This is a genomic window from Streptomyces sp. NPDC048650, from assembly GCF_043199095.1.
GTDB lineage: Bacteria > Actinomycetota > Actinomycetes > Streptomycetales > Streptomycetaceae > Streptomyces.
On sequence record NZ_JBICVM010000004.1, the window covers coordinates 261869 to 274041 of the forward strand.

Here is a 12173-nt window from a genome sequence, read left to right on the forward strand (position 1 = left end):
CACCGGCGCACGCCGGCCCCTCCCGACCCACCCGCACCCCATGCCCCGCCCGCGCGCCCGCCCCGCCCGATTCCGCCTCGCGCGGCGCGAGCATTCCGGCGACGCCCCGGATGCAACCTCACCCAACCGACCACGGCCGCCGGGTATCGACCGGCGCCGCAGGGGCATGGGTGAAGGGGAACACTGCGTGATCCGATGCTGTGCCGTCCGGTCGGGAGGCTTGCACACATGCAGATATGGCAGGACACCAAAGACTCGGACCGCTGGCCCGGAAGAGCCTCCCCGCTGGGGGCGACCTACGACGGAAGCGGCACGAACTTCGCGGTGTTCTCCGAGGTCGCCGAGAAGGTGGAGCTGTGCCTTTTCGACGAACGGGACGCCGAGGAACGCATCGAGCTCAAGGAGGTCGACGCGTTCGTCCACCACCTCTACCTCCCCGAGGCCGGCCCCGGACAGCGGTACGGATTCCGGGTGCACGGCCCCTCTCAGCCCGCCCTGGGCCACCGTTGCACCCCGCACAAGCTGCTGCTGGACCCGTACGCCAAGGCGATCGAGGGCCAGGTCACCTGGGACGAGGCGCTGTTCCCCTACCGCTTCGACGCGCCGGACCGGCGGAACACCACGGACTCGGCGCCGTACACCATGAAGTCGGTGGTGACCAATCCCTACTTCGACTGGGGAAACGACCACCGGTTGCAGGTGCCCTACCACGAGACGGTGATCTACGAAGCCCATGTCAGGGGCCTGACCCGGACCCACCCGGCCATTCCGGAGGACATCCGCGGCACCTACGCGGCGCTGGCACATCCGGTGATGCTGGACTACTTCACCGCATTGGGCGTCACCGCCGTCGAACTGATGCCCGTCCACCAGTTCGTCCAGGATCACGCCCTCACGGCCCGGGGGCTGTCCAACTACTGGGGCTACAACACGATCGGCTTCTTCGCCCCGCACAACGGCTACTGCTCCTCGGGCCAGCGCGGTGAACAGGTGCAGGAATTCCGCTACCTCGTCAAAAGCCTCCACCAAGCGGGCATCGAGGTCATTCTCGACGTCGTCTACAACCACACCGCCGAAGGAAACCATCTCGGCCCCACACTGGCGTTCCGGGGACTGGACAATGCCGCCTACTACCGGTTGTCCGACGACGATCCCCGCTACTACTGGGACACCACCGGAACCGGCAACAGCCTGCGCATGAACCATCCGTACACCCTGCAACTGATCATGGACTCGTTGCGCTACTGGGTGACGGAGATGCACGTCGACGGCTTCCGCTTCGACCTCGCCGCCACCCTGGCCCGCCAGTTCCACGGCGTCGACCGGCTGTCGTCCTTCTTCGACCTGGTCCAGCAGGACCCGGTCATCTCGCAGGTCAAACTGATCGCCGAACCCTGGGACGTCGGCGACGGCGGCTACCAGGTGGGGAACTTCCCGCCCCTGTGGACGGAGTGGAACGGCGAGTACCGCGACTGCGTACGCGATTTCTGGCGCGGCGAGGGCGGCACACTGGGCGAATTCGCCTCCCGACTGACCGGTTCGTCGGATCTCTATCAGAGCGACGGGCGCCGCCCGCACGCCTCCGTCAACTTCGTCACCGCGCACGACGGTTTCACCCTGCGCGACCTGGTCTCGTACAACGAGAAGCACAACGCGGCCAACGGCGAGGACGGCCGGGACGGGGAGAGCCACAACCGGTCGTGGAACTGCGGAGTGGAAGGGCCCACGGACGACCGGGACGTGCTGGCGCTCCGCGCCCGGCAGCAGCGCAACTTCCTGGCCACGCTGCTGCTCTCCCAAGGAGTCCCGATGCTTTCCCACGGGGACGAACTGGGCCGCACCCAGCGGGGCAACAACAACGCCTACTGCCAGGACGACGACGTTTCCTGGGTGGACTGGCCGGCGGTGGCCGAGGGCAGCGAAATGCTGGACTTCACCCGGGAACTGATCGCCCTGCGCCGGGACCATCCGGTGTTCCGCCGACGGCGGTTCTTCCAGGGTGTCACCGTGCGCGGCAGCCGGGACGGGCTCTCGGACATCGCCTGGTTCACACCCGCGGGCCGCGAGATGACCGACGAGGACTGGGAGGCGGGGTTCGCCAAGTCGCTGACGGTCTTCCTCAACGGACAGGCCATCTCCGAACCGGATCCGCGCGGCCGGCGCATTCCCGACGACTCGTTCCTGCTGCTGTTCAACGCCCACTACGAGCCGCTGGACTTCACCGTGCCCGGCAGCGTGGGCGCCTGGTGGAGCGTGGTCGTCGACACCGCCATCCCGTATGTCGAGTACCGGTCGCTGATCAAGGCCGACGCGACGGTGGAGGTCGAGGCCAGAGCGCTCCTCGTACTGCGTCAGGCCGGGCAGGAGTGAATCCGTCCGGCCCGGCGGCCGCCGGGCCGGGCAGGGACCGGCCGCGACCCGGCCCGGCGGCGCGGCTCAGGCCACGAGCACCGCCGGTTCACCGAGCCGTTCGGCGGCGGTCCGCCAGGCATCGGTGACGGCGGCCCGGGCCCGGGCCGTGGCCGCGGACCGGTCGCCGCTCAGCTGCACCGGTGCCCCGATGTGGACATGCAGGTCCGGGCGGCGCACCGGAGCGGTGAGGAATCCGGCGATCTGCTTGGCCCGGCTGCCGGAAGAGAGCCGGCGGGCGCCGGCCTGTCCCAGCGGGACGACGGGTGCTCCGGTCCTCTGCGCCAGCGCGGCGAGCCCGTGACGGAAGGGCCCGGGTGGGGCTTCACCGGAATCCGTACGCCGCGGCAGGGCACCCTCTCCGTAGATGAGGACGAGGCGGCCACTGGCGAGGGCGGCTTCGGCCCCGTCCAGTGAGCGGGCCGCCCGGACGTCGCCCCGGTGGACGGGGACGTGCCCTTCGCGGGCCAGTGCGCGGCCCAGGAGGGGAATACGCCACAGGCCGGCGGTGGCCAGAATGACCGGGCGGACGCCGTGGCGGTGGAGGGCTGCCATCACCACCGCCGGGTCCAGCAGCGAGGTGTGGTTGGCGGCGACGATGCTGCCCGGCGCCAGCCCGGCACCGGGCGCGGCCGTGACCGTGAGGCGTCCGAGGGTGGGCACCACCGTTCGGGCGAGGTGGCTGAGCATGTGCGGATCCTCCTGGGCGGACACCGGGTGGCGGCCTCCATCGTTCCCGACCGACCCGCGACGTGCCTGAGTACCCGTACTCAGGCCGCGGGGCCCGGGCACCCTGTCCCTCTCGGCGGACGGCCGGACGGCCGGACGGCCGGACGGCCGGACGGCCGGACGGCCGGCTGGTCCAACTGCGCACCATCGCAACGGACTTGACGGGCCCGAGGTGACGAGCGGGCTGCCGGGACAGCGCCCCGGTGCCACCTTGAGATCGTCGTTCTGGCATGGTTTCCCCACCGGGGCCTCGCCCTCCCCCGTGCGGCCCGAGCCCTTTCGCCTCGACCCGCGGCACGCGGCACGCCGGCTGTCGGAGCCGGTACCGCTCCTGCCTCATGGCCGAAGACAACTGCCCGTCCCCCACCGAAGAAGGCAGCCCTACGATGACGAACCACGCACAAGTGCCCGCTTCCCCGCGGCGCCGCATGCCGAAGCCGAACGTCGCGGCGGCGGGGGTGGCAGTCGCGGCGTCGTTGCTCGCCGGCTGTTCGAGCGGGGACGGGAACGGGCCCCGGACTCCCGGTCCGGCGACCGCCTCGCACCGGGAGAGCCACACCCCCGCCACGCGGGCCCCCGCCACCGAACCGCCCGCCACTCGGGGCCCCTCCACGGGTGCCCCCGCCCCGAAGTCCGCCGCCTTCGCACCGTACGTGGACACCTCGTTGAGGCCCTCCTACGACCTCCTCAAGGGCGCCGCGGAGACCGGCGTCAAGGAGTACAACCTGGCCTTCGTCTCCCCCGGCGGCGGCTGCACACCCAAGTGGGGCGGCAGGCAGGCACTCAGCGGCAACCCGGTGGCGCGGCAGGCGGACGCGCTGCGCGCCCAGGGCGGCGATGTGCGGATCTCCTTCGGTGGACAGAGCGGGAACGAGCTGGCCCGGGTCTGCGGCTCGGTGGACCGGTTGGTGCGCGCGTACAACGAGGTCATCGACGCCTATCACCTCACCAAGGTCGACTTCGACATCGAGGGGCCCGCTCTGACGGACACCAGAGCCAACGGCCTCCGCGCCCGGGCGATCGCCCGGCTCCAGCGGCAGCACAAGGACCTGGACGTCTCCTTCACCCTCCCGGTGCTCCCCTCGGGCCTGAACCGGCACGCCGTCGCGGTGCTGAAGAACGCCGAGGAGAACGGCGTCCGGACATCCACCGTGAACATCATGGCCATGGACTACGGGACCTACTACGACGGCGACATGGGGAAGTACGCCATCACGGCCGCTACCGCCACCCAGAAGCAGGTCAAGACGGCGCTGGGCATCCGCAGCGAGGCCAGGGCATGGAAGACCGTCGGGGTCACGCCGATGATCGGTGTGAACGACGTCAAGGTCGAGGTCTTCGGCCCCGACGACGCGGCCGAGCTCAAGAGGTTCGCGGACGAGAAGGGCCTCGGGCGGCTGTCGATGTGGTCGGTCACCCGGGACCGGCCCTGCCCCGGAGGCGCGAACTCCACGGCTCAGGCGACCTGTTCCAGCATCAGGAAGAACACGCACGAGTTCGCGAGAGCGTTCACGGGCTGAGCGCGGGCCGGGCGGCGGGCGACGGGCGACGCCATGTGAGCGCCGGACGGCGTACGCCGTCCGGCGTCCGGGCCCGCCGGTCCGTGGACACGGACCGGCGGGCCCGGGGCGTGGTGCCGCCTGTTACGGAGCCATCTCGTACGCCCCGGCCAGGGCCTCCACACGCTCCCAGACACGCGCCGACCGGGCGTCGTCGACCACCGGACGCCGCACCGCGCCCAGCGCCCAGCGCTGCTGCTCCTCAGTGGCCGAATCCTTGCCGTGCAGCTCGACCGCGTGCGCGGAGAAGTCGCGGACGAGGACGGCGAACAGCTCGTCGAGCACCTCCTCCGGCAGGTCGGTCAGACGGGCCTGCTCCAGGATCAGCTGGCCGTGCACGACCAGCGCGAAGAGCTGGCCGACGGCGAGCAGCAGGTCGAGGTCGCGGCTCTGCTCCTCGCCGGGAGCGGCGGTGGTGACGAACTCGCACAGGGCGTCGGCCTGCTCCCGGAAACGGGCCACGTTGGCCACGTGGGCGTAGGAGTCGTAGGCGGCGCGCCAGTCGTGGAAACGGACGGCACCCAGACCGCGGGCCGGGCCCTGGCGGAAGAGGAACGCGTCGTCGGCCGCGTCGAGACGGGTCGGCACGGGCGCGTAGTCGGCCGGGTTGAGCAGGTGGTTGCCCATGAACTTGAGGATCAGCGCGAGGTTGACGTGCACCGTCCCCTCCAGCTTCGGCAGGCCCCGGATCTCGGTGGCCGCCTGGGCGAAGTAGGTGTCCTTCTCGAAGCCCTTGGCGGCGATGACGTCCCACATCAGGTCGATGACCTTCTCGCCCTCGGTGGTCACCTTCATCTTCGTCATGGGGTTGAAGAGAAGGTAGCGACGGTCGTCCGGGCCGGCGGAGCGGAAGTAGTCGACGGCGCGGTCGCTGAACAGCTTCATCCCGACGAGGCGGACGTAGGCGTCGGTCAGCTCGCGGCGCACGTGCGGGAAGGCGGTGACGGGACGGCCGTAGAGAATGCGGTTCTGCGCGTGCGTGACGGCCTCGTACATCGCGTGTTCGCAGATGCCTATCGCGCCGGTGCAGAGGTTGAACTTGCCGACGTTGACGGTGTTGAGGGCGGCATCGAAGGCGGCGCGGCCGGTGTGCAGGATGTCGTCCGGGCCGACCGGGTAGTCGTCGAGTCGGAACTCACTGACGTACTTGGAGGAGTCGACGACGTTCTTCACCACCTGGTACGCCGGGTGGCGGCTGTCGGCGGCGAAGAAGACATAGCCGTCCGGGCCCTCGACATCGGTGCGGCGGCCGAAGACGGAGACGAGCCCGGCGGCGTTGCCGTTGCCGATGTAGTACTTCGAGCCGCTGGCGCGGAAGCCGCCGCCGGCCTCGGGCTCGAGCAGCATGTCGGTGGAGTAGATGTCGGCGCCGTGCGCCTTCTCGGACAGACCGAAGGCGAACACCTCGCCCTGGTCGAGGAGTTCGGCGGCACGGGCGCGTGCAGTGGCGTTGTCGCTCTGCCAGACCGGTCCCAGGCCGAGGATGGTGACCTGCCAGGCGTACCAGTAGTCGAGCCCGTAGAAGCCGAATATCTCGTTGAGAGCGGCGATCCGGGCGGTGTCCCAGCGCTTGTCCGGCTGCCCGTCGGCGGCGGAGGCCGGGGTGAGGAAGGCCGCGAACAGCCCTTCCTTGGCGGAGAACGCGAGGAAGTCCGCCAGCCAGGCGCGGGAGCGGTAGTCCTCGATCAGCTGGCGCTTGCCCCGGCCCTCGAACCAGTCGACGGTGGCGCGCAGCAGCCTGCGGGTCTCGGGGTCGAAGTGCGCGGGGTCGTAGGTGCGCGGGTTGAAGAGCAGCGGGTCGGTCATGGGTGGCGGCCTTTCCTGCTTGACGGTGGGGCTGTTTCGCGTGGTCGTCTTCGGGGTCGGGCAGTGTGCGGGACGGCCGGCCCGGCCGCCCCTCCGCTTCAGCGCTCGGAACCGATGCGGCGGAGGGTGGCGAGGACGTCGTCGAGCCAGTCGAGCGTCATCCGCTCGTACGCGATGCCGCCGCGCAGCACCACGTGCTGGAGCTGCTGCCCGGCGTCGGGTGTGCGGGGGGCGTCGGGCCCGGTGAAGTCGCGCCGCTCGCCCGCGAGATAGTGCGCGAGCCGGTCGGTGTGCACCTGGTGGTGCCGCTCGACCTCACGGATCAGGGCGGCCGGATCGTCGAAGGCCGCGCCGCGGATCTTCACGGCGAGGTCGTGCCGGACGCTCTCGGGTGCGATCGGCTCGTGCAGCCACTGGGAGAGGGCGGTCCGGCCGAGAGCGGCGACGGAGTACTCCTTCTTGTCCGGCCGGGCCTGCTGCGACACCTCGCGGACGGCGATCCAGCCGTCGGTCTCCATCCGCTTCAGGACGCGGTAGATCTGCTGGTGGGTGGCGGTCCAGAAGTATCCGATGGACCGCTCGAAGCGCCGGGACAGTTCGTATCCGGAGCCCGGCTTCTCCAGCAGAGAGACGAGGATCGCGTGTTCGAGCGCCATGCCCCGATCCTTCTATGCAACTCGTTGCATAGACAAGTGGCACCGCCCAGGTGAGACACGGCTCACCCGGACAGCCGGAGCCGACGCGCTCACGGACCGTGGCGGCCTTCGCGTCCTCCGTCGGTCGTTCGCTTTCCCACGCCGGGCACGGTCCGCCCCGGCGTGCATCCGCCCCGGCGTGCAACCCTCGTGCAACCTTGCGACGGGTTGACTGGGGCAGCGCCGCGACGCCGGCCCGGTGACCGCGGTCCGGGCCCCGTTCCGGACCGGATACCGGACCGGTGCGCGCCGTCACGGACAACGCCGTCCGTCCTCGCAGGTCAGGAAGGGGTAAGCCCATGGACCACCACGAGACCGAGATTCCGCCGGTCCGCCGCTCGCCGAAGAAGTCGGGGCTCCTGCGATGACAGAGGAGTGGGAGGCGGTGGCGGCGCGCGTGGCACGGATCGGGCTCACCTCGGCGGCGGTCGAGCTGCTGCGCCTGCTGCGCGATCAGCACGGTCCGCTGATGTTCCACCAGTCCGGCGGCTGCTGCGACGGTAGCGCCCCGATGTGCTATCCGGCCGGAGAGTTTCGCACCGGGTCGTCGGATGTGCTGCTGGCGGAGCTGGAGGTGGCAGGGGTGCCCGAACCGGTGGGCTTCTGGATGTCGGCGGACCAGTACGCGCGCTGGCGGCATACGCATCTGACCGTGGACGTCGTGCCCGGCCGGGGCGGCGGATTCTCACTGGAGGCGCCCGAGGGGGTCCGCTTCCTGATCCGTTCGCGGCTCTTCACCGACGCGGAGCGGGCACTGCTCGGGGAGTGAAGCCAGTGAGGCCCCGCGCACGGGGGAGAGCACGGGACCTCACTACGTACAACGGAGACGGCGCGCGAGGTGTTCCCCGGCCGGGCGGATTCCTGACGGAGTCCGTACGGGCCCGCCGACCGCTCAGGCCTCGTCCTGCACCAGTCGCTCCAGCATGTCCTGGAAGTCCACGTCCACCACGACCCGCAGCCCGTCGCCGTGCGGTTCGCTCAGCGGGGTCATCACACCGCGGCGCCACCAGAACACGTTGGGGCTGATCGCGCCCGCCGCGTCCTCGTGCCCGGCCGCCGCGAACTGCGCCATGGCCTGGAGCGCCGGGATGACCTGGGCGTCGTGGATGCGGTGGAAGGCCAGCTGGTGCCGGAAGGGCAGCGCGACCAGCGCACCGTCCCGGGTGAGCTCGGCGCCCATGAGCCGTTGCACGAGCTCGTCCAGCACCAGCACCCGGCTCGCGGTGAAGAACGAGTCGCCGAGCAGCACCTCGAACGCCGAGCCGTCACCGCGCCGGACCGTTTCGTGCCCCTCGACGGGCAGCGCACGCAGATTGTTCATCGCCCGGATCCGCAGCTCGGCGACGTCCCCGAGGTCGGTCAGCGAGTCCTCGCTCAATGTCTGGACGGCCTCGGGCAGATCGAGGGCGAGCACCTCGCGCAGCCCCGGTGCGTGCTCGCGGCCGTACCGGAAGGCGTCCGAGGCGGGCAGCGTCTCCTGCGCGACGAGGCGAGGGTAGAGACAGGCCCTGATCTCGTCCTCGGAGAGGACCTCCAACGGCTGCGGGCCGTCCATGGTGCGCAGGACCTTGCCGACGTGGTCCCGGATCAGCGCGGGCCAGCTGCGCTCGCCGCGCCGGTCGCGGTGGCAGACGGCGGCGAGGTTGCCGAGGCCGAACTGGCGGCCGGCGGAGTCGGTGACCAGCCCGGCGTAGGCGGTGACTTCCAGGCCCCGTTCGGCGAACGCCTGCCGGACCTGCGATCTGAAGTAGCCGCCCTCGCGCTCGGAGAAGAAGGTGAACTCGCCATCGCGTGCGAGGTCGCGGGCATCCCTCTTCGGACCTCTGCGGAACAGTCCCATCTCTTCCTCCCGGCAGCGGCCACGAACGACGGCCGTGATGGGGCCGATCGTAACGGGTGCGCCTGCCGCACCGGGCACGGTCCTCCTGCTCAACAGCGGTAGCGGGCACCGCCCGCGCCCGCGCACACTCGGGACCGTGACCGCCGGGCCTCGCCCCGCGCCGCGGGCGGGGGCGAGGCCCGGCGGGTCCCGCTAGCCGCCGATGTTCACGTCGATGCAGGCGTAGAAGGCGTTCGCGGTGTCGGCGACGTTCCAGACCGCGAGGATCTTCTGCTTTCCGGTGATGCCACCGAAGTTGACCGTGTGCGAGACGGTGGCCGGCGGCTGCGCGCCGCCGTCGTTGAACTCGGCGATCTTCTGACCGCCGACGAAGTACTGCCAGGTACTGGTGGAATGACGTGCCGTCAATTTCCAGTTGAAGACCTGGGAGTGGCCGACGGGAGTGACCTGCCAGCCCTTGGCGTCGTCGTCGAGGTCGGCGAACTGGCTGTTGCCGCCGCTGCAACTGCTCAGCCCCTTGGGCCCTTCGACACTCTGCGGCTCCCATTTGATCGGGCCGCAGGCGACGGTCCCGGCGGCGCACTGCGCCTGCCGGCTGGGCGGTGAGGACACATATCCATGTGCACTGGCCGGGCTGGCCGGCATGGTCACGACGAGGAGCGGAGCGATTCCGGCGCCGACGGCAAGGGCCAGCCTTCTTTTCTTGTCCATGTCAAATCTCAACCCTTTCGCGCTCGCTGAACGGGGGGTGGATGACGCGAGGGTGGTTCCTTGGCCGACGGCGGGCCGACAACCGACCGACGTTCCAATTGGTCTAGACTTTACTCGTCCATGGTGTGCGGTCAAGAGGTCCAGTGGACCCGGCATCGGTCCGCACCGCGCCACCGCAGGGGCCGGACTCCCCCGCGATGTACGGCAGTTGGCGCCGGCGCCACCGACTCGCGCCTCTCGCGGGCCCGCCGAGCACCGCCGTGCACCGTCACGCGGCCGCACCGCACACCGTCGCCGGACGCCGTGCACCGGATGCCGCTGCACCGGATGCGCCCCGGGCCCCCGTTCCCCCTGGTACGCCACTCCCGGGGCCCGTCCCCGTACGTCCTCACCGGCGGCGCCGGCTGCCGCGGCGCGGACCCGCTCGTGTTGAAAGCCGTTTTCGAAGGGAGGAGAATTTGGCGGACGCGCCGCTAGTTTCGACGTGCCGCCCGTATCGACGTGCCGCTTGTCCAGCGAGCGGAGGAGACCATGACGTCGTCTGCTGACCCGCCCCCGGAGGGCCCTTCCGGCGGACCGCTCCCGGCCGCCACGGACAAGGGCCTCAAGGGCGGCGCACTGGGGCTGTTCGCCAGCACCGTCATCGGACTGGCATCGACCGCGCCCGCCTACAGCCTGGCCGCCACCCTCGGCGTCATCGCCGCCGTCGCGGGCGTCCAGTCCCCGATCATCATCGTCCTCGCGTTCATCCCCATGTTCCTGATCGCCTACGGCTACAAGGAGCTCAACGAGGTCGACCCGGACTGCGGCACGACGTTCACCTGGGCCTCACGCGCGTTCGGGCCGCACACGGGCTGGCTGGGCGGCTGGGGCATCGTCGCCGCGGACATCATCGTCATGGCGAACCTGGCACAGATCGCCGGCCAGTACGGATTCCAGCTCGTCGGCGCCCAGGGGCTGGCGCACAACGCCTTGTGGACCACCGTGGCCGGGGTGGTGTGGATCGTCCTGATGACCTGGATCTGCTACATCGGCATCGAGGTCTCGGCCAACCTGCAGAAGGTGCTGCTGACCGTCGAGATCGTGATGCTGCTGGTGCTCGCGGTGACGGCCCTGGTGAAGGTCTACTCGGGCTCGGCGCCCGCCACGTCCCTGCACATCTCCTGGTCGTGGTTCGACCCCACCCGGATCGCCTCGGTCGACGCCTTCGCAACGAGCATTTTGACCACGGTCTTCATCTACTGGGGCTGGGACACCTGCGTTTCGGTCAACGAGGAGACCGCGGACCGCAATCGCACGCCGGGGCGCGCCGCGGTCATCGCCACCGTCATACTGCTCCTGGTGTATCTCCTGGTCACGACGTCCGCACAGAGCTTCGCCGGCGTGGGGAGCCACGGCAACGGGCTGGCCAATCCGGAGAATTCCGCGGATGTGCTGTCCCACCTCGGCGACGAGGTCTTCGGCAGCGGCGCCTTCGGCCAGACGCTGACCAAACTGCTGATCCTGATGGTGCTGACCTCGGCGGCGGCCTCCACCCAGACCACGATCCTGCCCACCGCCCGCACCACGCTCTCGATGGCCACGTTCAAGGCCCTGCCGGCGAAGTTCGCCCGTGTCCACCCCCGCTTCCTGACGCCGACCTGGTCCACCGTCGGCATGGGCCTGGCGTCCATCGTCTTCTTCGTCCTGCTGTCCCGGGTGAGCGAGAACCTGCTGGCCGACTCCATCGGATCGGTCGGCCTGATGATCGCCTTCTACTACGGGCTCACCGGCTTCGCCTGCGTCTGGTACTTCCGCAAGGTGCTGCGGCTCAGCCCCCGCGCCCTGTGGACCAAGGGCATCATGCCCGGCGTGGGCGGCGTGCTGCTGCTCTACTTCTTCGTCGACGCCTGCCTGGTGTACGCGGCCCCCGACTACGGCAGCACCTCCTGGACCCTGCCGTTCCCGCCGCACTGGCAGTTGGGCGGCGTCTTCGTCACCGGCATCGGCTCGCTGATTCTCGGCGCCGTGCTGATGCTGGTGTACCGGGTGATCAGCCCCGCGTTCTTCCGAAAGGAGATCATCGCGGTGTCGTCCCATGCCGGGCACGGCAGGGACGACGGGCACGGCAAGGACGACGGGCACGGCGGTCGACGCGGAAAGCGCAGTTGACGCCCCACCCATCGGTTCGTCGAGGCGATCCGTCTCAATTCGTCAATCCATTAATCCGTCAATCCATCAATGCGTCATCCGCCACGGTGCGCCCTCGGCACCGCATTCCGGCACGGCTCCTGCAGCCGCAATCGTCGGCGGGGCGCACCCGCCGGGAACACTCCATCGGAATTCCGGTCGCCAAGCCATCCGGGCCGTCCGCGCATGCCCCGTGCCATATCCGGGTCATATCCCGTCTGCCGCGCTGGCCTGGCGCGATGCCGTCTCGGATGC

At 70.2% G+C, this 12173-nt stretch carries 9 protein-coding genes; 4 read left to right on the forward strand and 5 right to left on the reverse strand.

Annotated features, from left to right (window positions below):
- Positions 1–228: 228 nt before the first annotated feature.
- Complete coding sequence (gene glgX, locus ACGFML_RS13590; RefSeq protein WP_393543170.1) at positions 229–2370, forward strand: glycogen debranching protein GlgX; 2142 nt, start codon at positions 229–231, stop codon at positions 2368–2370.
- A 66-nt stretch (positions 2371–2436) separates the two neighbouring features.
- On the opposite strand, the gene ACGFML_RS13595 is transcribed toward glgX, so the two are convergent.
- Positions 2437–3099 (reverse strand): lysophospholipid acyltransferase family protein, encoded by a 663-nt coding sequence (locus ACGFML_RS13595; RefSeq protein WP_393543763.1) that lies wholly within the window; start codon positions 3097–3099, stop codon positions 2437–2439.
- 425 nt (positions 3100–3524) lie between these two features.
- Here ACGFML_RS13595 and ACGFML_RS13600 point away from each other — a divergent pair, with 425 nt between their 5' ends.
- Positions 3525–4658 (forward strand): chitinase, encoded by a 1134-nt coding sequence (locus ACGFML_RS13600; protein ID WP_393543172.1) that lies wholly within the window; start codon positions 3525–3527, stop codon positions 4656–4658.
- Between the two features lie 123 nt (positions 4659–4781).
- Here the strand turns inward: ACGFML_RS13600 and ACGFML_RS13605 are convergent, their stop codons facing one another.
- On the reverse strand, positions 4782–6503 hold the full coding sequence (locus ACGFML_RS13605; RefSeq protein WP_393543174.1) for an acyl-CoA dehydrogenase family protein: 1722 nt from the start codon (positions 6501–6503) through the stop codon (positions 4782–4784).
- 98 nt (positions 6504–6601) lie between these two features.
- Positions 6602–7159: a PadR family transcriptional regulator gene (locus ACGFML_RS13610; protein WP_393543176.1), complete on the reverse strand. Its 558-nt coding sequence runs from the start codon at positions 7157–7159 to the stop codon at positions 6602–6604.
- A 403-nt stretch (positions 7160–7562) separates the two neighbouring features.
- Between ACGFML_RS13610 and ACGFML_RS13615 the strand changes: the two genes are divergently transcribed.
- Entirely contained in the window at positions 7563–7967 is a 405-nt protein-coding gene (locus ACGFML_RS13615; RefSeq protein ID WP_393543177.1) for a DUF779 domain-containing protein, read from the forward strand.
- Positions 7968–8090: 123 nt separating this feature from the next.
- Here the strand turns inward: ACGFML_RS13615 and ACGFML_RS13620 are convergent, their stop codons facing one another.
- Both ACGFML_RS13620 and ACGFML_RS13625 read right to left on the reverse strand, forming a co-directional pair.
- Positions 8091–9038 (reverse strand): hypothetical protein, encoded by a 948-nt coding sequence (locus ACGFML_RS13620; RefSeq protein ID WP_393543179.1) that lies wholly within the window; start codon positions 9036–9038, stop codon positions 8091–8093.
- 192 nt (positions 9039–9230) lie between these two features.
- Complete coding sequence (locus ACGFML_RS13625) at positions 9231–9749, reverse strand: lytic polysaccharide monooxygenase auxiliary activity family 9 protein (protein ID WP_393543181.1); 519 nt, start codon at positions 9747–9749, stop codon at positions 9231–9233.
- A 531-nt stretch (positions 9750–10280) separates the two neighbouring features.
- Here ACGFML_RS13625 and ACGFML_RS13630 point away from each other — a divergent pair.
- A complete protein-coding gene (locus ACGFML_RS13630; RefSeq protein WP_393543183.1) occupies positions 10281–11900 on the forward strand; it encodes an APC family permease in 1620 nt (539 codons plus the stop codon).
- Positions 11901–12173 lie beyond the last annotated feature (273 nt).